Annotated in this window: 23 protein-coding genes; 15 read left to right on the top strand and 8 right to left on the bottom strand. The window is 61.7% G+C overall.

All coding sequences use genetic code 11. The features are described from left to right. Positions 1-118: 118 nt before the first annotated feature. From hemC to J1N02_RS12250, 6 genes are all read left to right on the top strand, one after another. Positions 119-1,060, top strand: coding sequence for a hydroxymethylbilane synthase (gene hemC / locus J1N02_RS12275; protein ID WP_027608330.1), 942 nt, complete (start codon positions 119-121; stop codon positions 1,058-1,060). Beyond that, entirely contained in the window at positions 1,057-1,815 is a 759-nt protein-coding gene (locus J1N02_RS12270; RefSeq protein ID WP_115485500.1) for a uroporphyrinogen-III synthase, read from the top strand. Before hemC ends, J1N02_RS12270 begins: the two co-directional genes overlap by 4 nt. A gap of 18 nt (positions 1,816-1,833) precedes the next feature. Next, entirely contained in the window at positions 1,834-2,958 is a 1,125-nt protein-coding gene (locus tag J1N02_RS12265) for a uroporphyrinogen-III C-methyltransferase (RefSeq protein WP_027608332.1), read from the top strand. Positions 2,959-2,963: 5 nt separating this feature from the next. Next, positions 2,964-4,205: a heme biosynthesis protein HemY gene (locus J1N02_RS12260; protein ID WP_027608333.1), complete on the top strand. Its 1,242-nt coding sequence runs from the start codon at positions 2,964-2,966 to the stop codon at positions 4,203-4,205. A gap of 236 nt (positions 4,206-4,441) precedes the next feature. Continuing rightward, positions 4,442-4,963, top strand: a complete 522-nt coding sequence (locus J1N02_RS12255; protein ID WP_027608334.1) for a disulfide bond formation protein B — start codon at positions 4,442-4,444, stop codon at positions 4,961-4,963. A 209-nt stretch (positions 4,964-5,172) separates the two neighbouring features. Then, the gene (locus tag J1N02_RS12250; RefSeq protein WP_027608335.1) at positions 5,173-5,631 is read left to right on the top strand and encodes an Rsd/AlgQ family anti-sigma factor; all 459 of its coding nucleotides are present in this window, start codon (positions 5,173-5,175) and stop codon (positions 5,629-5,631) included. A gap of 52 nt (positions 5,632-5,683) precedes the next feature. Here the strand turns inward: J1N02_RS12250 and J1N02_RS12245 are convergent, their stop codons facing one another. Further along, positions 5,684-6,361, bottom strand: coding sequence for an FKBP-type peptidyl-prolyl cis-trans isomerase (locus tag J1N02_RS12245; RefSeq protein WP_027608336.1), 678 nt, complete (start codon positions 6,359-6,361; stop codon positions 5,684-5,686). A gap of 192 nt (positions 6,362-6,553) precedes the next feature. Between J1N02_RS12245 and J1N02_RS12240 the strand changes: the two genes are divergently transcribed. Continuing rightward, positions 6,554-7,726 (top strand): AlgP family protein, encoded by a 1,173-nt coding sequence (locus tag J1N02_RS12240; protein ID WP_098480746.1) that lies wholly within the window; start codon positions 6,554-6,556, stop codon positions 7,724-7,726. Here the strand turns inward: J1N02_RS12240 and J1N02_RS12235 are convergent. Next, positions 7,723-8,187 carry a TIGR02444 family protein gene (locus tag J1N02_RS12235; protein ID WP_027608337.1) on the bottom strand — a complete coding sequence of 155 codons (465 nt, stop codon included), beginning with the start codon at positions 8,185-8,187 and terminating at the stop codon, positions 7,723-7,725. The two genes, J1N02_RS12240 and J1N02_RS12235, sit on opposite strands and share 4 nt — an antisense overlap. Before the next feature lie 50 nt (positions 8,188-8,237). Here J1N02_RS12235 and J1N02_RS12230 point away from each other — a divergent pair, with 50 nt between their 5' ends. The 3 genes from J1N02_RS12230 to J1N02_RS12220 all read left to right on the top strand — a co-directional run bounded on the left by J1N02_RS12230 (position 8,238) and on the right by J1N02_RS12220 (position 11,444). Then, positions 8,238-10,148 (top strand): ATP-binding cassette domain-containing protein, encoded by a 1,911-nt coding sequence (locus J1N02_RS12230; protein ID WP_027608338.1) that lies wholly within the window; start codon positions 8,238-8,240, stop codon positions 10,146-10,148. Continuing rightward, entirely contained in the window at positions 10,148-10,720 is a 573-nt protein-coding gene (locus J1N02_RS12225) for a mechanosensitive ion channel family protein (RefSeq protein WP_003176850.1), read from the top strand. Before J1N02_RS12230 ends, J1N02_RS12225 begins: the two co-directional genes overlap by 1 nt. 91 nt (positions 10,721-10,811) lie before the next feature. Then, on the top strand, positions 10,812-11,444 hold the full coding sequence (locus tag J1N02_RS12220; protein ID WP_027608340.1) for a LysE family transporter: 633 nt from the start codon (positions 10,812-10,814) through the stop codon (positions 11,442-11,444). 136 nt (positions 11,445-11,580) lie between these two features. On the opposite strand, the gene J1N02_RS12215 is transcribed toward J1N02_RS12220, so the two are convergent. The 4 genes from J1N02_RS12215 to J1N02_RS12200 are packed head-to-tail and all read right to left on the bottom strand — an operon-like array spanning position 11,581 to position 14,724. Further along, on the bottom strand, positions 11,581-12,321 hold the full coding sequence (locus tag J1N02_RS12215; protein ID WP_421147381.1) for a penicillin-binding protein activator LpoB: 741 nt from the start codon (positions 12,319-12,321) through the stop codon (positions 11,581-11,583). Positions 12,322-12,324: 3 nt separating this feature from the next. Further along, complete coding sequence (lpoB, locus tag J1N02_RS12210) at positions 12,325-12,912, bottom strand: penicillin-binding protein activator LpoB (RefSeq protein WP_027608342.1); 588 nt, start codon at positions 12,910-12,912, stop codon at positions 12,325-12,327. A 35-nt stretch (positions 12,913-12,947) separates the two neighbouring features. Next, the gene (locus J1N02_RS12205) at positions 12,948-13,319 is read right to left on the bottom strand and encodes a YcfL family protein (protein ID WP_027608343.1); all 372 of its coding nucleotides are present in this window, start codon (positions 13,317-13,319) and stop codon (positions 12,948-12,950) included. Between the two features lie 10 nt (positions 13,320-13,329). Next, complete coding sequence (locus J1N02_RS12200; RefSeq protein WP_027608344.1) at positions 13,330-14,724, bottom strand: COG3014 family protein; 1,395 nt, start codon at positions 14,722-14,724, stop codon at positions 13,330-13,332. Between the two features lie 268 nt (positions 14,725-14,992). Between J1N02_RS12200 and J1N02_RS12195 the strand changes: the two genes are divergently transcribed. Continuing rightward, positions 14,993-16,888 carry a cytochrome c/FTR1 family iron permease gene (locus tag J1N02_RS12195; RefSeq protein ID WP_027608345.1) on the top strand — a complete coding sequence of 632 codons (1,896 nt, stop codon included), beginning with the start codon at positions 14,993-14,995 and terminating at the stop codon, positions 16,886-16,888. Position 16,889: 1 nt separating this feature from the next. Beyond that, positions 16,890-17,345, top strand: coding sequence for a YaiI/YqxD family protein (locus J1N02_RS12190; protein ID WP_027608346.1), 456 nt, complete (start codon positions 16,890-16,892; stop codon positions 17,343-17,345). A gap of 29 nt (positions 17,346-17,374) precedes the next feature. On the opposite strand, the gene elbB is transcribed toward J1N02_RS12190, so the two are convergent. Beyond that, positions 17,375-18,040 (bottom strand): isoprenoid biosynthesis glyoxalase ElbB, encoded by a 666-nt coding sequence (gene elbB / locus J1N02_RS12185; protein WP_065926666.1) that lies wholly within the window; start codon positions 18,038-18,040, stop codon positions 17,375-17,377. Positions 18,041-18,156: 116 nt separating this feature from the next. Here elbB and J1N02_RS12180 point away from each other — a divergent pair, with 116 nt between their 5' ends. Beyond that, a complete protein-coding gene (locus tag J1N02_RS12180) occupies positions 18,157-19,392 on the top strand; it encodes a sterol desaturase family protein (RefSeq protein WP_421147380.1) in 1,236 nt (411 codons plus the stop codon). On the opposite strand, the gene J1N02_RS12175 is transcribed toward J1N02_RS12180, so the two are convergent. Continuing rightward, a complete protein-coding gene (locus tag J1N02_RS12175) occupies positions 19,373-20,011 on the bottom strand; it encodes a DedA family protein (RefSeq protein WP_092355821.1) in 639 nt (212 codons plus the stop codon). The genes J1N02_RS12180 and J1N02_RS12175 overlap by 20 nt on opposite strands. Before the next feature lie 208 nt (positions 20,012-20,219). Between J1N02_RS12175 and hemB the strand changes: the two genes are divergently transcribed. Beyond that, positions 20,220-21,233 (top strand): porphobilinogen synthase, encoded by a 1,014-nt coding sequence (gene hemB / locus J1N02_RS12170; RefSeq protein ID WP_092355818.1) that lies wholly within the window; start codon positions 20,220-20,222, stop codon positions 21,231-21,233. 18 nt (positions 21,234-21,251) lie between these two features. Then, entirely contained in the window at positions 21,252-23,477 is a 2,226-nt protein-coding gene (ppk1, locus tag J1N02_RS12165; RefSeq protein ID WP_027608351.1) for a polyphosphate kinase 1, read from the top strand. Positions 23,478-23,565: the final 88 nt, after the last annotated feature.

The following is a 23,565-nucleotide window of genomic DNA, read 5'->3' as shown; positions in this document are numbered from 1 at the left end:
CTGCATTCATTATCCCGGTGCGACGTGGCCAGGGAGGCCCCGCACTTGCTGATTCAAATCAAAGCGTATTTGCCTGAGCTGTTATTATCTGCCGTATCTATTCAGTACGGATTGATCCATGTCCTCTCGCGAAATCCGCATCGCCACCCGTAAAAGCGCCCTGGCCTTGTGGCAGGCCGAATACGTCAAAGCACGCCTTGAGCAGGCCCATCCCGGCCTCAAGGTGACCCTGGTGCCCATGGTCAGTCGCGGCGACAAGCTGCTCGACTCGCCGCTGTCGAAGATCGGTGGCAAGGGCCTGTTCGTCAAGGAACTGGAAACCGCGCTGCTGGAAAACGAAGCCGACATCGCTGTGCACTCCATGAAAGACGTGCCCATGGATTTCCCCGAAGGCCTGGGCCTGTTTTGCATCTGTGAACGTGAAGACCCGCGTGACGCCTTCGTTTCCAATACCTTCGCGTCTTTGGATGACTTGCCTCTGGGCAGCATTGTCGGCACCTCCAGCCTGCGTCGCCAGGCACAGCTGTTGACCCGTCGTCCGGACCTGCAGATTCGTTTCCTGCGCGGCAACGTCAACACCCGCCTGGCCAAGCTGGATGCCGGTGAGTATGACGCGATCATCCTCGCCGCGGCCGGCCTGATCCGTTTGGGCTTCGAAAACCGCATCACCTCGGCCATCAGCGTCGAAGACAGCCTGCCTGCTGGCGGGCAAGGCGCCGTGGGCATTGAATGCCGTACCGCCGATAGTGAAATCCACGCGCTGCTCAAACCCCTGGATCACCATGAGACCGAAGTGCGTGTCACGGCCGAACGCGCCCTGAACAAGCACCTCAACGGTGGCTGCCAGGTGCCGATCGCCTGCTACGCCGTGCTCGAAGGTGAAAACCTGTGGCTGCGTGGCCTGGTTGGGGATCCGGATGGGGGCACTCTGCTGACTGCCGAAGTCCGTGGCCCGCAACGTGACGCCATCGCCCTGGGTGTCCAGGTGGCTGAAGAGCTGCTGGAAAAGGGCGCAGGCGCTATCCTGCAAAAGGTCTACGGCGAGGCCGGCCCGCAGTGACCGATTGGCGCGTGCTGCTGACACGGCCTGCCGAGGAATCGGCGGCCCTGGCGGCGGCGTTGTCCGAAACCGGTATCTTCAGCAGCAGCTTGCCTTTGCTGGACATCGAGCCGTTACCCGTTACCCCCGAACAACAGGCCGTCTTCGATGATCTTGGCCGCTACTGTGCGGTGATCGTGGTGAGTAAACCGGCCGCGCGGCTTGCCGTGCAGCAGTTGGATCAAGCCTGGCCGCAACTGCCGTGGTTCAGCGTCGGTGCGGCCACCGCGCAGGTCCTGGCTGATCATGGCCTTCCCGTTCACTATCCCCAAACCGGCGACGACAGCGAGGCCTTGCTTCAATTGCCTGCGTTGCGCGAGGCTATCGCACGGCCCGGTGCGCGGGTGTTGATCCTGCGCGGCGAGGGGGGGCGGGAGCTGCTGGCTGAGCGTTTGCGCGAGCAAGGTGCTAGTGTCGACTACCTGGAGTTGTATCGTCGTTTCCTTCCGGCCTACGACACCGGTGTACTGACCCGGTGCATCCAGTTGGAACGCTTGAACGGCCTGGTGGTCAGCAGTGGGCAGGGTTTTTTGCACCTGCAGGCCCTGGCCGGATCCGATTGGCCACAGGTGGCGCAGCTGCCGTTGTTCGTGCCCAGCCCGCGAGTCGCCGAGATGGCGCGGGCCGCTGGCGCAGAAAAAGTTGTGGATTGTCGCGGCGCGAGTGCCGCGGCTTTGTTAGTGGCGTTACGGAGTCATGCCGTTCCCACTCTCTGATACGCAAAGGACGGATACGTGAGCGAAACAGCCTTGCCTAAAGATGAAACCCAACCCGCACTTGATGCGCCGGTTGAGTCACCGGTCACCGCGCCGCGCCGCGGCAATGGCCTGGCAGTTGTCGCCCTGCTGCTTGGCGCTGCGGGTGTTGCCGCCGGCGGTTGGGGTCTCTGGCAGGTTCGTGCCCTGCAAGCCAGCAGCCAGCACCAACTGGGTCAAGTGCAGACCCTGGATGACCAATCCCAGGCCCTCAAGCAAAGCCAGCAACAACTGGCTGCACGCCTGGCGCAACTGCCGGGTGCGGATGAGCTTGAGGAGCGCCGTCGGCTGGTGGCCCAGTTGCAGGGTGACCAGCAGCGCTTGAGCCAGCGCCTGGAAACCGTGCTGGGTGCCAGCCGCAAGGATTGGCGCCTGGCTGAGGCCGAGCACCTGATTCGCCTGGCGAGTTTGCGCTTGTCTGCCTTGCAGGACATCAACAGCGCCCAGGCCCTGGTCCAGGGCGCCGACGAGATTCTTCGCGAGCAAAGCGATCCAGGCTCCTACGCCGCACGCGAGCAGTTGGCCAAGAGCCTTGCCGCGTTGCGCAGTACTGAGCAGCCGGATCGCACCGGGCTGTATCTGCAATTGGCGGCCTTGCGTGATCAGGTCGTGCAACTGGCGGCCATCGCCCCTGAGTACCAACTGACCGAGCCCGCATCCCAGGGGCGTCCAAGCACCGATACGGACAGCCGCTGGAGCCAGTGGTGGGAGCAGATTTCCCGGTACTTTCGCATCGACTTCAACCCAGACGACAACATTCGTCCACTGCTCGCCGGTCAAGGCCTGAACCAGGTACGCCTGGCCCTCAGCCTGGCTCTGGAGCAAGCGCAATGGGCGGCGCTTAATGGTGAATCGGCGGTGTACAGCCGCTCCCTGGGTGAGGCACGCAGCGTGTTGCAGGACAACTTCAACCAGGACAACCCGCAGAGCAAGGCGATGCTGGCGCGTATCGCCGAGCTTGAGCCCAAGGCTGTCTCGGTGGTGACACCGGACCTGGCGGCGAGCCTGGCTGCGGTACAGGCGTACCTCGAACGTCGTCATCTGTCTGCCGACGAAGCCAAGGCGGCTGCCACGCCGGCGGCCACGTCGGCGAAGCAGGAGTAGAGCCGATGAAGCGTTTCTATGTGATCCTGGTGCTGGCGATTGCAATCGCCCTGGCACTGGCCGTGGGCATTTCGAAACACACCGGCTATGTGTTGATTACCTATCCTCATGTGCTGCACTACGAGTCGAGCCTATGGGCTACCGTGGTGGCGGTGTTTGTCTTCGGCCTGGCCATCTACTTGATCCGCGTATTGCTGAGCCTGGTCACCACCTCGGGTGGCGTGGTCAACCCGTGGTCGCGACGTAACCGCAGCCGCCGCGTGCAGATCGCCATCGAACAGGGCCAGATGGACCTCGCCGAAGGCCGTTGGGCCAGTGCCGAACGTCACCTGCACCGTGCCGCCGAAGCCGAGCGCCAGCCATTGCTGTACTACCTGGGCGCGGCCCGGGCGGCGAATGAGCAGGGCCGTTATGAAGAGTCGGACGGTTTGCTCGAGCGCGCCCTGGAGCGTCAGCCCCAGGCCGAGCTGGCGGTTGCCTTGAGCCATGCGCAGTTGCAATTGGACCGTGGCGACACTGATGGCGCCCTTACCACCTTGCAGGCCATGCACGAGCGTCATCCCCACAACGGGCAGGTGCTGCGCCAATTACAGCGTCTGCACCAGCAGCGTGGCGACTGGTCGGCGGTGATCCGCCTGTTGCCGGAGCTGCGCAAGGACAAGGTGCTGCCCGCCGGCGAATTGGCAGAATTGGAACGGCGTGCCTGGGGCGAGAACCTGAGCCTGGCGGCCCAGCGCGAAGAGCAGGGCGAAGCCGGCCTGCAGTCTCTTGAGCGGGCCTGGCAACAGCTCACTTCCGCCCAGCGCCAGGAGCCGCAACTGGTCCTGGCCTATGCCGAGCAACTGCGTCAATTGGGCGCCGATGCCAAGGCGGAGGAGGCGTTGCGCGGTGCCATCAAGCGCGGCTACGACAGCCACCTGATTCGTCTCTACGGCCTGCTGCGCGGCAGTGACCCTGCCCGGCAATTGAAGTTTGCCGAAGGCTGGCTAAAGGACCACCCGGGCGATGCCAGCCTGTTGTTGACATTGGGTCGTCTGTGCCTGCAAAACAGCCTGTGGGGCAAGGCGCGTGATTACCTGGAAAGCAGCCTGCAGGTGCAACGTAATCCCGAGGCCTGTGCCGAACTGGCGCGGCTGTTGGCGCAGTTGGGCGACACCGAGCGCAGCAACCAGCTGTTCCAGGAAGGCCTGGGCTTATTGGATAACCGCTTGCTGGCGTCTCCGCTGCCAGTTTCTGCCCGAGTTTGATGCAGGAAGAAGTCTAGGGTTGGCCCGGATATTTCTGATAACCAGCCCTTCAATGCTGCGCATATGCCGGCCCTGAGGGGCTTTGAAGCAAACTCCTACGTTCATGCGCTTCAAGTCTTCCATTCTCTGACGGGATGTCCCTACGTTCTCACGGAATCGTCTGCTCTGGCGCGTATTGAAAGGGGTCAGGCCTTTCCTCTAACGTAACGACCTATCTCTCGCGATGCGGATAAAGCATGTCTTTGGCCCCTTCACGCTCCTTGTTTTTCCTTGCGTTCATGGCGGGTGCGCTGACGTTGGGTGCGTCCTTCTATCTTGAGTTCGGTGCCTCGTTACGTCCTTGTTTCCTGTGCCAGATGCAACGGGCCTTTCTGGCTGCCTTCACGCTGATCAATCTGGTCGCCGCCATCCACAACCCCAGGCGTTCCACTTTTTACTTGTACGGGTTTACGAGCATGGTCTGTTCGTTGCTGGGTGCCATCACCGCCGTACGCCAGGTGCTGCTGCAAAATGCCGCAGCGGATCAGGCCGCCGATTGCTGGCCCAGTCTCAGTCACATGCTCGAGAACCTGTCGCTGTGGCAGGCGTTGCAATTGACGGTCGAAGGCACGGTCGACTGTATGGAAATAAGCTGGACGCTATTTGACCTGAGCCTTCCCGAGTGGAGCCTGTTGTTCTTCCTGGGCATGTTGATCCTCGGTGTCATGCAATTTTCCCGACTGTTCTTGAGCCGTCCGTTGCGCTCAGCGAGGCGCTGATCGGAGGCCGCAGTTTGTAGGACGTGATTAAACACTTGTATGAACTTTCTCTCCTGCGTACCTTGAAGCCATAGTCATGGGGGCATAATCTGGCCCGCACGCGTTATTGAAACCGTTTGTCAGACGCGGCCTTGTCCCGCTGCTGTTTTATCCTTGAAGTGTTGCGCGGGCATCAGGCGGCAGCGCCCCTATAGGGAAGAGAGATCATCATGCTGGAAAGTTGTCAGAATGCTCAGGAACGCTGGGGTGGGGTGCACAAGCTGATCGACAGCTGGTTGAAGGCACGTCACGAACTGGTTCGGGCCTTTGATGCTCTCGGCGCCAAGCCCGAGGCCCTGGCTGAGAATCGCAAGCCGTTGCAGGAGTTCTGTGAAGTGTTGGTGGACTATGTGTCTGCTGGCCATTTCGGTGTCTACGAGCAGCTGACCAAAGAGGCGGAAGCCTTCGATGATAAGCGTGGCCTGGAACTGGCCGAGACCCTTTACCCGCGTATCGATGTCATCACTGAGAAACTGCTGGCGTTCACCGACCTGTGTGATGCCGGCCAGTGCGTTGCTGAGAAATTCAAGGAGTTGGGTGGCCTGCTCCATGAGCGTTTCGAACTGGAAGATTGCCTGATCGAAGTGCTCCACAACGCCCATAAGGAAGAAGCTGTCCCCCAGGCCTGACCCTTGCGGGCGAGATAAGAACGGTGCGCATGGCGCACCGTTTTTTATTGGCTCAATGACGGGTGCCGAGTAATTCGATCTCGAATACCAGTGGCGTATACGGCGGGATCAGCTCGCCGGCACCGTCACCTCCATAAGCTTGGGCCGACGGGATCACCAGGCGCCATTTGGCCCCGACCGGCATCTGCTGCAACGCGCTGCTCCAACCGCTGATCACACTGTCCAGGCGAAACCACTGGGGTTGTGTGCTCTGATCGAAGACCGTGCCATCGGGCAATCGTCCAACGTAGTTCACCTGGACCTGATCATTCGCGCCAGGCTTGTTACCCGTGCCGGGTGTCAGTTCCGTGAGCAGGATGCCATCGGCCAACTCGCGCACCCCTTTCACGGCTTTTTCCTTGGTTAAAAACTGCTGCTCGGCGGCGAGCGCCTTTTCACTTTTAGGCGCTTGGGCGTCGGCTTCGGCCTGCGCTTCGTGCTCGGCAAGAATCTGTTCGATGCGCGTGTTATCCAACGCCAGCGGCTTGCCTTGATAGGCTTGCTTGAGGCCGTCGATCAAGGCCTGGATCTGCAGGTCCGGGACTTCCTGGCGCAGGCGCTCACCGAGGCTGGCGCCCAGGCTGTAGGCGAGGTCGTGCTGGTCTTGGGGCGTGGTTTTTGACGGTGATTGCTCGCTCGCATTGGCCGCGGAAATCGCCAGGCCCAGCACAAGGAAAAGGTAACGCGACATGGGCATTCTCCTGCCGAAAGTGCGACGGATTATGCCAGTGCGAGTGCGTAAAAAGTGCCGCGTGTTTTCGTTATATCGATAAGAATTTTCGCACGTTGCAACGCAACGCAAACGATACTGTCAACATGCCCTAGCGGCGGTAAGAGCAGAGGGCTAGTATGAGCCGCACCCACGTCAGCCAGGAGGTAAACCATGTCGGCCAAACAGAAGCCTGTAAATACCCCGTTGCATTTACTCCAACAATTGTCGGGCAGCTTGCTCGAGCATCTGGAAAGCGCATGTTCCCAAGCGTTGGCCGATGCAGAAAAACTGCTCGCCAAGCTGGAAAAACAACGCGGTAAAGCGCAAGAAAAGCTGCACAAATCCCGCACCAAACTGCAAGACGCCGCCACTGCCGGCAAGGCCAAGGCACAAGCCAAAGCCAAAGACGCGGTAAAAGAACTCGAAGACCTGCTGGATGCTCTCAAGGATCGTCAAGCTGAAACCCGCACCTACATTTCCCAACTGAAAAAAGACGCCCAAGAAAGCCTGAAATTGGCCCAGGGTGTTGGTCGTGTTAAGGAAGCTGTAGCGAAAGTGCTGGGTGCTCGTGCACCTGCTAAAGCACCGGCCAAGCCAGCTGCCAAAACCGCTGCTGTAAAACCAGCCGCGAAGCCAGTTGCTAAAACCGCTGCTGCAAAACCAGCCGCCAAGCCAGTTGCTAAAACCGCTGCTGCAAAACCAGCCGCCAAGCCAGCTGCTAAAACTGCTGCTGCAAAACCAGCCGCCAAGCCAGTTGCTAAAACCGCTGCTGCAAAACCAGCCGCCAAGCCAGCTGCTAAAACTGCTGCTGCAAAACCAGCCGCGAAGCCAGTTGCTAAAACCGCTGCTGCAAAACCAGCCGCCAAGCCAGCTGCCAAAACTGCTGCTGCAAAACCAGCCGCGAAGCCAGTTGCTAAAACCGCTGCTGCAAAACCAGCTGCCAAGCCAGCTGCTAAAACCGCTGCTGCAAAGCCGGCCGCGAAGCCAGTTGCTAAAACCGCTGCTGCAAAGCCGGCCGCGAAGCCAGTTGCTAAAACCGCTGCTGCAAAACCGGCCGCGAAGCCAGCTGCTAAAACCACTGCCGCCAAACCAGCCGCCAAACCTACTGCTGCAAAACCGGCTGCGAAACCTGCTGCTGCAAAGCCAGCCGCCAAGCCAGCTGCAAAGCCTGCTGCTGCAAAGCCAGCCGCCAAGCCCGCCGCAAAGCCTGCTGCTGCGAAACCAGCACCGGCCAAGCCAGCAGCACCTGCTGCTACCCCGGCAGCGACCACCGCTCCGACCGCATCGGCCAGCAGCACCCCTGCACCGGTAGCGCCAAGCACCACCCCAACCAGCGCTTCCTAAGTGCCGGTGATCATGACGCGCAGCTGCTGCAGCGCGTCATGGTCAAGGTTGGCGGCATCCTCAGCCGCCAGTCCTTCCAGCCACCGCGGTTGAGTCATCTCCACTTTCGGCCATGCCTGCGTCAACGCTTCCAGGCGCGTCAGCAATTGCCGTTCGGCATCCAGTTCCAGGGCTTTGACCCGTTCGCGCAGCGTCGCCAGTTGCTCATCCTGCTGCGCCTTGGCACGCCATTGCACACGCAGCTGCCGCAAGGGTTCGATCACCTGCGCCTGCCACGGTCGGGCCAGCTGTTGCAGGGTGCGCATACGCTCCGGCTCAAGTGCCACGCCCCGCTGTTCCAGCCACGCGCCGCAGAGCAACAGGCACACGTCCGCCCCTTGCTCCTGCAAGCGCAGGCAGGCGGCTTCGACGCCCGGGCGGGCGTAAGTCGAGAGAGCAAAGCTCCACAGGTCAGCGTTCATATTCACACCCAAGCCAGCGGCCAACGAAGCTGGTAGACTCCGCCGCCATTATGATCCGACTTCAAAGCCTAACATTACAGCGTGGCCCGCAACGTCTTCTCGAAGACGCCGAGCTGACCCTGCACGCCGGTCACAAAGCCGGCCTGATCGGTGCCAACGGCGCCGGCAAATCCACGTTGTTCGCCCTGTTGCTGGGTGAGCTGACCCCGGATTCCGGGGACTGCTTGCTGCCGGCCGACTGGCGTATCGCCCATATGCGCCAGGAGATCGACACCCTGGACCGCATCGCGATCGACTACGTGCTCGATGGCGACCTGCGTCTGCGCCAGGTGCAACACGACCTGGCTGAGGCCGAGAAAGCCCAGGACGGCGCCGCCCAGGCCCGTCTGCACGCGGAACTCGACAGCGCCGACGGCTACACCGCCGACGCCCGCGCCCGCAAGATGCTAGCCGGCCTTGGCTTCACCAACGAACAGATGGATCGTCCGGTCGCCGATTTCTCCGGTGGCTGGCGCATGCGCCTTAATCTGGCCCAGGCGCTGATGTGCCCCTCGGACCTGCTGCTGCTCGACGAACCGACCAACCACTTGGACCTCGATGCGATCCTGTGGCTGGAGGACTTCCTCAAGAGCTATCAGGGCACTTTGCTGCTGATTTCCCACGACCGGGACTTCCTCGACGCCGTGGTCGACAACATCGCCCACGTCGAACAGAAGAAGATCACCCTCTACCGTGGCGGCTACACCGCGTTCGAACGTGCGCGTGCCGAGCGCCTGGCCCAACAGCAGCAGGCGTTCGAGAAGCAGCAGGCGCAGCGTGCGCACATGGAAAGCTACATCGCCCGGTTCAAGGCCCAGGCCACCAAGGCCCGCCAGGCCCAGAGCCGGATCAAGGCCCTGGAGCGCATGGAAGAACTGTCGGCGGCCCACGTCGATTCGCCGTTCGACTTTGTGTTCCGCGAATCGGTGAAAATCTCCAGCCCGTTGCTGGACCTCTCGGATGCACGCCTGGGGTATGGAGAGAAAACCATCCTGGAGAAGGTCAAGCTGCAGCTCACCCCGGGTGCGCGCATCGGTTTGCTCGGCCCGAACGGCGCGGGCAAGTCGACGCTGATCAAGAACCTCTCGGGCGAGCTGCAACCCCTGGCCGGTCGTTTGACCCGTGGCGAGAACCTGGTGGTGGGCTACTTCGCCCAGCATCAGTTGGACTCCCTCGACGCCAAGGCCAGCCCGCTGCTGCACCTGCAACGCCTGGCGCCGACCGAGCGCGAGCAAACCCTGCGCGACTTCCTCGGTGGCTTTGACTTCCGTGGCGCGCGCATCGATGAGCCGGTGCTGAATTTCTCTGGCGGCGAAAAAGCCCGCCTGGCCCTGGCGTTGATCGCCTGGGACCGCCCGAACCTGCTGCTGCTCGACGAACCGACCAACCACCTCGACCTGGAAATGCGCCTGGCGCTGACCATGGCCTTGCAGGAGTTCAGCGGTGCAGTATTGGTGGTGTCTCACGATCGCCACTTGCTCAAGAGCACCACCGACAACTTCCTGCTGGTAGCGGATGGCAAGGTCGAAGAGTTCGACGGTGACCTGGACGACTACGCACGCTGGCTCACGGACTACCGCCTGCGCAATGCGCCGGTCAGCAACACCCCGGTCAACCCGGACAAGACCGACAAGAAAGCCCAGCGCCAGGCCGCTGCCGCCCTGCGCCAACAGTTGGCGCCACACAAGCGCGAAGCCGACAAGCTTGAGGCCGAGTTGGGCAAGGTCCACGAGCGCCTGGCCAAGATCGAAACCAGCCTGGGCGACAGCGGCGTGTACGAGGCTGCGCGCAAGGATGAGCTGCGCGACCTGCTGGCCGAACAGGCCAGGCTCAAGGTGCGCGAAGGGCAATTGGAGGAAACCTGGATGGAGGCCCTCGAACTGCTGGAAACCCTGCAAGCGGAGCTGGAGGCGCTGTCCTGATGGAGGCCTTGCAACTGCCGTTGCCTGCGCAATGGATCGAGCCTGTATGGATCGGCGTGCAAATCCTGCTGATCCTGCTGGCCGGCTACCTCGCCCAGCGGTTTGTCGCCAAGGGCCTGACGCGCCTGGGTGAGCGCTACCCGTTCCCGCCGCAACTGCTGATGCCCCTGCGTGGCGGATTGCGCTGGCTGATCATGGGCAGTGCGTTGATCTTTGTGCTGGGCCGGCTGGGTGTGTCCGCCACGGTGTTGTGGACCGCGCTGTCGGGGTTTGTCGCGGTGGCGGCAGTGGCGTTCTTCGCCATGTGGTCGGTGTTGTCCAACCTGCTGTGCGCGATCCTGATCTTCACGGTGGGGCCGTTTCGCCTCGGTGACATCGTCGAGTTGGTGGATACCGTCGACAAGCCCGGCGTGAAGGGCAGGGTAGTGGCGATCAACTTGCTCTACACCACACTGATCGAAGTGGAAGCGGCAGGCACCGACAGCGCCATCGTACAGGTGCCTAACAGCCTGTTCTTCCAGCGCTCGGTGCGGCGTTGGCCCGGCACCCATGTGTTCCCGGGCGACCGCTAGCATTTACCGCGTGTAAAAATCTATAGCCAGCCTCTGCTCGGCGGAGTTAGCTTAAGGCCCGACAATCGCTGACTCTTCCCCGAGGTGTGCTATGGCACTCGACACGTGGCTGGCCTTTTTCCTGGCCAGTTGGATCATCTCCCTTTCCCCTGGCGCCGGCGCCATCGCTTCGATGTCCAGTGGCCTGCAATACGGCTTCCTGCGCGGTTACTGGAACGCCATTGGCCTGCAACTGGGCCTGGCCATGCAGATTGCCGTGGTAGCGGGCGGCTTGGGTGCCATTCTGGCGGCGTCGTCGACCGCGTTCTATGCGATCAAGTGGTTTGGCGTGGCGTACCTGGTGTACCTGGCCGTCAAGCAATGGCGTGCCTTGCCCATGGACATGGCCGATGACGCGGCGATACGCCCGCTCGGCAAGCCGATGGCGATGATGTTCCGTGGTTTCCTGGTCAACGCCAGCAACCCCAAGGCCCTGGTGTTCATGCTGGCGGTGCTGCCGCAGTTCGTGAATCCCCAGGCGCCGTTGCTGGTGCAGTACCTGATCATCGGTGCGACGATGATCAGCGTCGATATGATCGTGATGGCGGGGTATACGGGGTTGGCGTCCAAAGTGCTGCGCCTGTTGCGCACGCCCAAGCAGCAGAAGCGCGTGAACCGGACGTTTGCCGGGTTGTTCGTGGGGGCTGCGGGTTTCCTGGCCAGCTTGCATCGCGCAACGGCGTAAACCTCGGTACTTGAACGTGTGGGAGGGGGCTTGCCCCCGATGGCGGTGTCTCAGCTACAGCTAGGCTGACTGACACCCTGCTATCGGGGGCAAGCCCCCTCCCACATTGGTTTTGTGTTGCCTTGAGGATTACCGTTCAGTGCAAGATCTTCGGCGCTTCATCCCGTGGCAGGTGGTTGCGCGGCACCGGCTGGCCCGGGTCCTGATACCCACCGCCCAACTGTTCCGCCAACTGCCTGGCGACGTCCTCACCCAGCGCCTTCGACACTTCCTTCACCACCCGCGGCCGGTTCAGGCTCACGCGTATGTCGCGGCTGTTCACCAGCTTGGTGTCCTGGCCTTCGCCCATGGCGGTAAACGCCGAGGTGATTTCGTAGGTGCGCGTATTGATCAGGCTGAAATCCGCCACCAGCGTCAGGCCCAGCACCGCCGAGTAGCTGTTGGTGTGGTTCAGGGCGTTGATGTCCTGGGTGAAGTCGATGTCTGACAGCGTACCGAACAGCACATAGTCCGCGCCCTTGAAGTGACCGGCCTTGATGCGCTTGATCACGTCATAGACGTCACCCTTGGCATCGGCGGTGTAGGGCGTGCCCTGGACCAGCTGGAACTGGCGGGACTTGAGAATCTCCCCCTTGATATCACCGCTGAACTTGCGCAGTTCGGTTTGTTCGATGTAGCTGCTACGGCTCTCGTACTCGCTGTAGTTCGATGCACCGCTGGCGTTGTAGCTGCTTGCCTGGAAGTTGTTGCTGGCCGAAACCTGGTGGATGTACTCCTCGACCTGCGCCTGGTAGGCCAGGTCGGTCACCGCGATCTTGGGTGCAGCCGAGGCGCCAAAGGCGCACAACAGGCCGATCAAACCAATCCATGCACGCATTGCCTAGCGCTCCGTGGTCTTGCGGATTTCTTTTTCGTCCATCCATTCGGCCAGGCCGCTCTCGACGTCGATCAGTTGCAGGCTGAACTTGTAGAACACGTCCTTGTAGTCCGAGCTGCGCTTGACGATGGAACTGATGGAGCCTTCCAGGCGGTACTTGGCCGCGACCATGTTGCCGGTCTTGCTGACGCTGGACTTCTTGTACAAGCCGCTCTGGTTCTGCAGCTTGAGCTGGTCGACCTGGCTTTGCATGTCGGTGTTGTCACTGGCGAAGCGTGCGGTGCCGGTCTTCATCAGCTGGGTCTTGATCGACGTGGTGATCTCACGGGTGTCGATGTACTCGCTGGTCTTGTTCTTCACGTCATACACCTGCACCACCGGGCGGCCTTGCAGGATGCCGGACTGGGCGAGGGAGCGGGTCATGCTTTCGGCGATCATCTGCAGGTCGGTGGAGCCGAACTCGTTGGTCACCAGCTCCACGGCCTTGGTGTCGCCGTAGCTGATGTTTTTACCACCCAGTACCGGGGAGGTATTCGCGCAGCCGCTGGCCAGGACGGCAACCACGGCGAGAATCGAGAAGCGTGCAAGCATGGGGAAATCTCTCGGCAGCAAAATGAATGAACGGTTCAAGGGGTTTTGACTTCAAGGCGGAAGTCCGCAGCCTGGGGCACATTGGCAATGGCGGGCAGGAAGGTCGCCTGGTTGGCGTACAGGTTCAGCACTTTCCAGGTCTCTTCATCGCCCACCGGGAAACCATCGGCGCCCAGCCAGGCGAAGCGGTAATACATCATCTGGTTACTGCTGGTGATGTTGCTCAATTGCACCTTGGTGGTGAGGAAGCCGTTCTCGCGGGCCACACGAATGGCGCCGACCGCGATGCCCTTGAACTTGCCCATCACCACGATCTTGCTCGCGGCGCTGCCAGGTTCCGGTGGTGGCGGGGTGGCGCAGCCGGCAAGCAGGACCAGCGCCAGTGCGCCGAGGATAAAGTGACGCATAGGGTGCTCCTTAAGGTTGTTTGAGGGCGATGGCCTGGGTTGTCGTGCCGGGCAGCACATGGGCGGCGAGGCCACCGGCGAACACTTGGTTGCCGACCACGCGCAGGGTGATCACCTGGTAGCGCTGGTCGGCCTTGATCGTTACCAGCGTGCCACCCAGGGCGTTGGGCAGGCTGACCTGGTGTTCACCACGCTTGAGGCGCAGGCGCGTGACTTGGGTCATGTCCGGCAGGGTGCGCCAGGTGCGGGTGTCGGCGCCTTCGGTCACGGCCGAGGCGATACCCAGTACCAGGCCTGCCATGGGGTTGGTCTTGTTCAGGTTGTTCTGCGCCACACCACGGCTTACCGCACGCACGGTAGTGCGCAGGATGATGCCTGGCATGTCATCACGCAGGGCGCGGCGGGACATGGCCGTGGTGCTGTTGAGCGCCGTGAGGTTCTGTTGCTGGCCGTCGACACCGATCTGGGCAACGGTCGCCGTGGAGGTGTCGGCCTTGATCACCGGGAACGACAGCGGGGTGATCACCAGGTTGCCATTGATCGGGATCGGCAGCGGCAGGCGGATCGAGTCGCGGGCGGGTGCGAGGCCGCTCTGCACCACGATCAGCACGTCGGTTTCATCGCTGCCGACCTTGGATTTGTCCAGGTCGAGCAGCGCTTTTTCCAGCAGTGGCGTGTTAGGGCGCAGCTCGATGGCCTTGCGATAACCGGGGGCGGCCAGGTCTTTTTCGCCCAGGGCTTCGTAGACGAAGCCGGCCAGGTAATGGCTGAACGCACTCTGGTAGCTGTTCTTCAGGCCGACCACCTCCGGCGCGTCGAGGGCTTGCACCGGGTAGCCGTGCAGGTCCTTGATCTGGGTGGTCACGCCCTGTTGCTCGGCTTCGTCTTCGCGCTTGAGGTATTCCTTGTCGCGCAGGTCGGCGATCACCGCTTCGCGTTCGTGGGTCTTCTTGATTTCGGTGCGTGCGCCGTCGAAGTCGTTCAAGGCCAGCAGGTTCAGGGCCATCTGCGTGGTCAGCATGACTTTTTCGTAGTCATAGCCTTCGTAGCGACGCACCTTGTCATTGGCCAGGAAGCTGCCGAACTGGGACAGGTATTTTGCGCTGTCGAACTTGACCGACTCTTCCCACTTGTAGACTTGCAGGTCGGCGCTGCGCCAGGCGGTCTGGCTGCCGGTCAGGTCGCCCTTGGCCCGCAGCAACTCGCCCTTTTCGAAGAAATACAGCAGGTCTTTGTCTTCGCCGGTGTTGTTCTTTTCCAGCAGGGTCAGGGCGGCGTCGACATTGCCGGTGGCGAGTTGCTGGTTGGTGGCTTGCAGCTCGGCGTCGTAGCTGCGGAACATTGAACAGCCGCTGAGCAAAGTGACTGCCGCGAGCGCGAGCGGAGGTAAGGCGCGAAAAACCATGTCACTTCTTCCCTGAAAGTAGTCAACCAATATGGTTATTCCTCATAAAACCGAGGAACGAAATTCCCTTTCGCACTAACAGGGCGCGGCATTATAAGCATCGTTACTGGCAAAACAATGGCTTTTTGCCTCGATTGAGCTGACAGCGATGCCAGTAACCCATCTCCAAAATGCCCCGTCCGCCCACACGACAAATCACTAACGCCTTGAGTCAAACCCTTTAACGCTTAACAATGTGTTACTTCGTATTTCCACTTGAGATTCATTCATGATTGCGCCCTTCCGTTTTCTCGCCTGGCTGCTGTTGCCGGCATTGATGTCGTGCAGCTTCAACCTGCTGGCCGCGACTGCCGAGGGCGCTCCACAAGCCCTGCATCTGCTGGACTACATTGGCGCCGACTACCCACCGACGGTAGAGGCGGGCAAGGTGGTGGATGATTCGGAATACCGCGAGCAGGTGGAGTTTCTTGGGGTCTTGCAGGGGTTGGTGGCTGATTTGCCGCAAAAGCCCGAGCGCGCGGAACTGGTGAAGGGGGTCGAGGAACTGCTGGCGGCTGTCACCGCTCATGCAGACGGCGCGACCGTCGCTCGCCAGGCCCGCCAGTTGGGCGCCAAGCTGGCAGTCGCGTATGAAGTCAGCCAAGCCCCGGCCATCACGCCCGACCCGACGCGCGGCGCACCGCTCTACGCCCAGCACTGTTCGGTGTGCCACGGCACTGCCGGTGCCGGCGATGGTCCGGCCGGCGTGGGGATGACGCCGCCTCCGGCCAACTTGACGGATGCTGCGCGCCTGGATCGCCTGAGCCTCTACGCGATCTACAACACCCTGGGCCTGGGTGTCGAAGGCACTGACATGCCGTCCTTCGCCGACCAACTGGACGACCGCCAGCGTTGGGATCTGGCCACCTACATCGCCGGCTTCACCGCCGACCCGGCTGCGGCGAAAAGCGAGCAGCCCTTCAACCTCGCCGACCTGGCCCGCCAGACGCCTAATGAAGTGCTGGCCGCAAACGGCCCAACCGCTGCCGCGACCTTCCGCGCCCAGCGTGCGCAACCGCCGCAGGTCAAGCGTGGCCCGGCGCAGTTGCTCGATTACACCGCGAGCACCCTGGACAAGAGCCTCGCGGCGTTCCGTAGCGGTGACCACGAGCAAGCCTATGACTTGTCGGTGGCGGCGTACCTGGAAGGCTTTGAGCTGGTGGAAAGCTCACTGGATAACGTCGATGCCAACGTGCGTAAGGACACCGAGAAGGCCCTGATGGCTTACCGGCAGTCGTTACAGGACGGTCTGCCGATCGAGCAGGTGCAGCAGCGCCTGGACGTGGCCAAGGGCAAGCTCACGGAGTCCGCAGGCTTGCTGGGCAGCGATGGCTTGAGCTGGTCGTTGAGCTACATTTCCGGTCTGCTGATCCTGCTGCGTGAAGGCCTGGAAGCGATCCTGGTGCTGGCGGCGATCCTGGCATTCCTGCGCAACACCGGCCAGCAATCGGCGGTGCGCAGCGTCAACGTCGGCTGGGGCCTGGCGCTCTTGGCCGGCTTGGCCACCTGGGCGTTGGCGGCGTATGTGATTGACGTCAGCGGCGCCCAGCGCGAATTGCTCGAAGGCTGCACGGCGCTGTTCGCCAGTGTGATGGTGCTGTGGCTTGGCGTATGGATGCACGACCGCCGCCATGCCGCAGCGTGGCAGGACTACATCAAGAGCAGCCTGGTGGGCGGCGGTGGGCGTTTCGGTTTTGCGATATTGGCGTTCTTCTCGGTCTACCGCGAGCTGTTCGAAGTGATCCTGTTCTACGAAACCCTGTGGCTGCAAGCGGGCCCGGCCGGGCACAACGCGGTGCTGGCGGGTGGTGCCACGGCGTTGGTGCTGCTGGTGGGCCTGGCCTGGGTGATCCTGCGCGGTTCGGCGAAACTGCCGCTGGCGCTGTTTTTCGGCATCAATGCGGGGCTGCTGTGCGCGTTGTCGGTGGTGTTCGCCGGGCATGGCGTCAAGGCGTTGCAGGAAGCCGGCATCTTCGGCACGCGGCCGGTGGCGTTCTTTGACTTCGACTGGCTGGGCATCCACGCCGATGCGTACTCGTTGAGCGCACAGGCCGTGGCGATCCTGGCCATTGTGGTGCTCTACGGCCGCAGCCGGCTGGCAGAAAAGCAGCGAGTGGCGGCATAACATGCGCGTATGGATCGATGCAGACGCCTGCCCCCGGGCCGCCAAGGACCAGGTGGTGAAGTTCGCCCTCAAGCGCCAGTTCGAGGTCGTCCTGGTGGCCGGCCAAAGCCAGATCAAGCCGAGCTTCTCGTGCGTGAAGTTGATCGTGGTGCCCAGCGGTCCGGACGCAGCAGATGACTATCTGGTGGAGCACGCAGTGCCCGGCGAACTGGTGATCTGCAGCGATGTGCCCCTGGCCGACCGCCTGGTGAAGAAGGGCGTCACGGCCCTCGACCCTCGGGGCAAGGAGTTCAGCCCGGCGAACATGAGTGAGCGATTGGCGGTGCGCAACCTGTTTGCCGACCTGCGCGAGCAGGGCCAGATGGGCGGTGGACCGCCGCCCCATGGGGAGAAGGACAAGCAGGCGTTTGCCAACTCACTCGACAGGATACTGACGCGGTTAATGCGCCAGTCCTGATCCGTTGGAGAGGGAGCCCGGCATCCCCACTAATCGTTCTCGTGGGTCAGCTCCAGCACCCGGTCCACCAGCTTGTTGATGCCTGAGGCCACTTCACTGATGCTCTTGCCGAGCATATAGGCGGGCGTACTGACCAACTTGCGTGCGGTGTCCTCGACAATGTCTTCCACGCTGCATTCCTGGTGGGTGGCGCCCATCTTGTCCAGGGCTGCGGCAGTGTCGGTGTCATTGCCGATGGTGCAGGTCACGCCCGGGCCGTAGATCTTCGCGGCCAGGGCCGGCGAGATGCAGATCAGCCCCACCGGCTTGCCCGCTTCGGCAAAGGCTTCGGCCAGTTCCAGCACTTGCGGGTTGACGCTGCAACCCGCGCCCTCGACGGCAAAGTTCGACAGGTTCTTCGCCGCACCGAACCCACCGGGTACGATCAGCGCATCGAACTCGTCGGCGTTGGCGTCTCGAATATCCTTGATCTCGCCCCGGGCAATGCGGGCCGACTCCACCAGCACATTGCGCGACTCGGGCATCTCCTCGCCGGTCAGGTGGTTGATCACATGCAACTGGGCGATATCGGGTGCAAAACACTGGACCTGAGCACCGCGCTGATCCAGGCGCAGCAGGGTGATCACGCTTTCGTGGATCTCTGCGCCGTCGTACACGCCGCAGCCGGAAAGGATCACTGCAATCTTTTTGCTCATGGGCATTTCTCCTGGAGTCTTGGCGTTAAATGTCTACTAATTTGTCACCTGTTGCCAATGGGATCTCGCGCCGCTGCACCTAATCTTGATGTAACAAAAATAGACCGGACCAGACCATGGACTTCGTGCCTTACGCGGTACCGTTTTTCATTGCCTTGATTGTGGTGGAGCTGCTCGCCGACCGCTGGCGCGGTCAGCGCAACTACCGGGTGGCGGACGCCATCAACAGCCTCAGCACCGGCGTGCTGTCCACCACCACCGGGCTGTTGACCAAGGGGGTGGGGCTGCTGACCTACGCGTTCGCCCTCAAGCACCTGGCGTTGATCGAACTGCCTGCCCACAGCGCCTGGACCTGGGTGTTCGCCTTTGTGTTCTACGACTTCTGCTACTACTGGCTGCACCGGATGGGGCACGAGCGCAACATCCTGTGGGCCGCGCACTCGGTGCATCACCAGAGCGAGGACTACAACCTCAGCACCGCCCTGCGCCAGACCAGCACCGGCTTCCTGCTGAGCTGGATCTTCTACCTGCCCCTGGCCGTGCTTGGCGTGCCGCTGGTGGTGTTTATCAGCGTGGCGTCCCTCAACCTCCTGTATCAATTCTGGGTGCATACCCGGCACGTGCCCAAGCTTGGCTGGTTCGAGTGGTTTTTCGTCACGCCCTCCAATCATCGGGCCCATCATGCACAGAACGCTCTCTACATGGATCGCAACTATGGCGGTGTGTTCATTCTTTGGGACCGGCTGTTCGGCACCTTCCAGGAAGAAGACGACAACGAGCCGGTGATCTTCGGCGTGACCACACCCTTGGCCAGCTGGAATCCGTTATGGGCCAACCTGCAGTTTTATGCACAGCTTTGGCGTGATGCGCGGCGTACCGAAAGTAAGTGGGACAAGCTGCGCATCTGGTTCATGCGCACCGGTTGGCGCCCGGCGGACGTGAAGGCCAAATACCCCGTGGCCAAGCCGGATTTGAGCCAGTTCCGCAAATTCGACGTGCCGCTGGACGCGCGCCAACAGGTCTACATTGCCCTGCAGTTCGCGGCGTATGCGGGGTTTGGCAGCTATTTGATGAATGTCGGCGAGGGCCTGCCCAGTGCAGCGCTGGTTGTCGGCTGGGGGGCGATGGCGTTTGGATTGTTTACCCTGGGGGTGGCCCTGGAGAATCGCCCGTGGGCGTTAAAGGCAGAGCTGACACGCCTGGCGCTGAATGTGCCGTTGGTGTGGCTGGCGCCGGTGGTCGGGCTGTGGCCGGCCAGCAACCTGGGCTGGCTGGGCCTGGTGAGCTACAGCCTGCTCAGCGTGATTGGCCTCTACTGTTGCAGGGGCCGGCTTACTCGACTGGTGTCTTAGGCGCTTCTACCGGGACGGGCTCGGCGGCGGCGAGCCGCGCCTTGGCATCGGCACAGGCCTGGCGGGCGATACGGGCATTCTTGAAGCGGCGGCGCAGCCACAGGCCAAAGCCCAGCAGCAGCAAGGCGCCCAGCACCCACAGCTCGTATTTCTTGACGCTGCCCAGCATGCCTTCCAGCACCGCGCCGAAGTGATAGGCCGCCGCGCCCAGGGCCGCCGCCCAGATTGCAGCACCAATACCGTTGAGGATCAGGTAGCGCAGTGGCGGGTAGCCTGACAGGCCGATCGCAACGGGCATTACCGTGCGTAAGCCGTAGACAAAGCGGAAGCTCAGCACCCAGATATCCGGGTGCCTGCGGATATGTTCCAGGGCCTTGTCGCCCATCAATTGCCAGCGCGGCTTGCGCGCCAACAGTTTGCGGCCGTGCTTGCGCCCCATGTAATACCAAAGCTGGTCGCCGGCGTAGCTGCCGAAGAAGGCAACGACCACCACCAGGTTGATATCCATGTACCCACGGAACGCCAGGAAGCCTGCGAGAACCAGGATGGTTTCGCCTTCGAAGAACGTGCCTAGGAAGAGGGCAAAGTAGCCGAAGTCATGCAGAAATTGTTGAAGCATGGTCTGGGTGCTGGCGAAATGAACGCGCAGCCTACGCCTTCGTGAACATTCATGAAAGTATCGAGATGTGTCACGAAGTGAACAATTCCTACATTAACCGACGAATGCGACTACAGGTCGCATCGTTAAGCACAACTGTCATACCTTCGTCATAATGCCCGCTTATAACTGCAACGCTCGCCCGTGAACCCGGGCTCAGGAGTCTGTCGTGAGCTTTACCCCTGCCAATCGCCTGTTCCCTGCTACCCGCCTGCGCCGTAATCGCCGTGATGATTTTTCTCGCCGCCTGGTTCGTGAAAACGTACTGACGACGGATGATCTGATCCTGCCGGTGTTTTTACTCGACGGTGAAAATCGCCGGGAAGCGGTATCGTCGATGCCGGGTGTAGAGCGTCTGACCATTGATCTGCTGCTTGAAGAGGCGGCGGGCTGGGTCGACCTGGGGATTCCGGCGTTGGCGTTGTTTCCGGTCACGCCGTCTGAACTCAAGTCCCTTGATGCTGCCGAAGCCTGGAACCCGGACGGTATCGCCCAGCGCGCCACCCGCGCCCTGCGCGAGCGTTTCCCGGAGCTGGGGGTGATCACCGACGTGGCGTTGGACCCGTTCACTACCCACGGGCAGGATGGCATTCTTGACGAAGACGGCTATGTTCAGAACGACATTACCGTCGATGCGCTGGTCAAGCAGGCGTTGTCCCATGCGGCAGCAGGCGCTCAGGTGGTTGCGCCGTCGGACATGATGGACGGCCGCATCCAGGCGATTCGCGAAGCCCTGGAACTGGCCGGCCACGTCAATGTACGGATCATGGCCTACTCGGCCAAGTACGCCAGCGCCTACTACGGCCCGTTTCGCGATGCGGTGGGCTCGGCGCTGAACCTGGGCAAGGCCAACAAGGCTTCGTACCAGATGGACCCGGCCAACAGCCATGAAGCCTTGCACGAAGTGGCGGCGGATTTGGCCGAAGGCGCCGACATGGTGATGGTCAAGCCGGGGATGCCGTACCTGGACATCCTTTACCGGGTCAAAGAGGAATTCAAAGTGCCGACCTTTGTGTATCAGGTCAGTGGCGAATACGCCATGCACATGGCTGCAATCCAAAATGGCTGGTTGAGTGAAGGGGTAATCCTAGAATCCTTGACGGCCTTTAAACGTGCCGGGGCTGATGGCATCCTGACCTATTTCGCCGCCCGCGCCGCCCAATTGCTTAGAGAGCAACAATAGCCCTCACAGGAACATTCGATGAATACCGAAGGACTTTCCGAAGTTGCCGTAAAAGACGCTCACCCGGTGGTGGAACAAGTCACCGAGACCCCGCCGGAGCACGAGCCGGCCGCGCCTGTGGTGGTCGCCGAAGCGCCAGCCCCGGCCCCGGTGGCCGCCGTGGTGACCAACCTGGATGACAGCAGCCTGTACATCCACCGCGAGCTGTCACAACTGCAATTCAACATCCGCGTGCTTGAACAGGCACTGGATGAGTCCTACCCGTTGCTGGAACGCCTGAAATTCCTGCTGATTTTCTCCAGCAACCTGGATGAGTTCTTCGAGATCCGCGTCGCCGGCCTCAAGAAACAGATCACCTTCGCCCGTGAACAAGCTGGCGCGGACGGCCTGCAGCCGCACCAGGCGCTGGCGCGCATCAGCGAGCTGGTGCACGGTCATGTGGATCGCCAGTACGCGATCCTCAATGACATCCTGCTGCCGGAGCTGGAAAAACATCAGGTTCGCTTCATCCGTCGCCGCCACTGGACTACCAAGATCAAGACCTGGGTGCGCCGCTACTTCCGCGACGAAATCGCGCCGATCATCACGCCGATCGGCCTGGACCCGACGCACCCGTTCCCGCTGCTGGTGAACAAGAGCCTGAACTTCATCGTCGAGCTGGAAGGGATCGACGCCTTCGGTCGCGATTCGGGCCTGGCGATCATCCCGGCGCCACGCTTGCTGCCACGGATTATCAAGGTACCCGAAGAGGTGGGGGGCGCTGGCGACAACTATGTATTCCTGTCGTCGATGATCCATGCCCACGCCGATGACCTGTTCCAAGGCATGAAGGTCAAGGGCTGCTACCAGTTCCGCCTGACCCGTAACGCCGACCTGGCGCTGGATTCCGAAGACGTCGAAGACTTGGCCCGTGCCCTGCGCGGCGAGCTGTTCTCGCGGCGCTACGGGGATGCGGTACGCCTGGAAGTGGCCGACACCTGCCCGAAACACCTGTCGGACTACCTGCTCAAGCAGTTCAACCTGGGCGAGACCGAGCTGTACCAGGTCAATGGCCCGGTGAACCTCACGCGCCTGTTCAGCATCACCGGCCTGGACAGCCATCCGGAGCTGCAATACACCCCGTTCACCCCGCAGATCCCGAAACTGCTGCAAAACAGCGAGAACATCTTCAGCGTGGTGAGCAAGCAGGACATCCTGCTGCTGCACCCGTTCGAGTCCTTCACCCCGGTGGTCGATCTGCTGCGCCAGGCCGCCAAGGACCCGCACGTATTGGCCGTGCGCCAGACCCTGTACCGTTCCGGTGCCAACTCGGAAATCGTCGACGCGCTGGTAGACGCTGCGCGCAACGGCAAGGAAGTCACTGCGGTGATCGAGTTGCGCGCACGCTTTGACGAAGAGTCCAACCTGCAACTGGCCAGCCGCCTGCAAGCGGCCGGCGCGGTAGTGATCTACGGCGTGGTTGGCTTCAAGACCCACGCCAAGATGATGCTGATCCTGCGCCGCGAAGCCGGTGAGATCGTGCGTTACGCCCACCTGGGTACCGGCAACTACCACGCCGGCAACGCCAAGCTCTATACCGACTACAGCTTGCTGACTTCCGACGACGCCTTGTGTGAAGACGTCGGCAAGTTGTTCAGCCAATTGATCGGCATGGGCAAGACCTTGCGCATGAAGAAGCTGCTGCACGCGCCGTTCACCCTCAAGAAGGGCATGCTCGACATGATTGCCCGCGAGACCCAGTTCGCCCTCGAGGGCAAACCGGCGCACATCATCGCCAAGTTCAACTCTCTGACCGATCCGAAGATCATCCGCGCGCTGTACAAGGCCAGCCAGTCCGGCGTGCGTATCGACCTGGTGGTGCGCGGCATGTGCTGCCTGCGTCCGGGCATTGTCGGCGTGTCGCATAACATCCATGTGCGCTCGATCATCGGCCGCTTCCTGGAACACACGCGGGTGTTCTACTTCCTTAACGGCGGCGAGGAGCAGATGTTCCTCTCCAGTGCCGACTGGATGGAGCGCAACCTCGACAAGCGTGTGGAGACCTGCTTCCCGGTCGAGGGCAAGAAGCTGATCATGCGGGTCAAGAAGGAGCTGGAAAGCTACCTCACCGATAACACCCACAGCTGGAGCCTGCAGTCGGATGGCCGTTACGTGCGTAACACGCCGACCGGCAACCAGAACCCGCGCAGTGCCCAGGCGACGTTGCTGGAGAAGTTGGGTAGCCCGATTCTGTCGGTGAACTAATAGACAACACGCTCTGAAAATGTGGGAGGGGGCTTGCTCCCGATTACGGTGTGTCAGTCGCGAATACTTTGACTGAACCACCGCAATC

Source organism: Pseudomonas sp. NFX5, assembly GCF_049132125.1.
Taxonomy (GTDB): Bacteria; Pseudomonadota; Gammaproteobacteria; order Pseudomonadales; family Pseudomonadaceae; genus Aquipseudomonas; species Aquipseudomonas marginalis.
The sequence above is the reverse complement of the archived record's forward strand: the minus strand, read 5'-3'. Positions and strand labels throughout refer to the sequence as shown.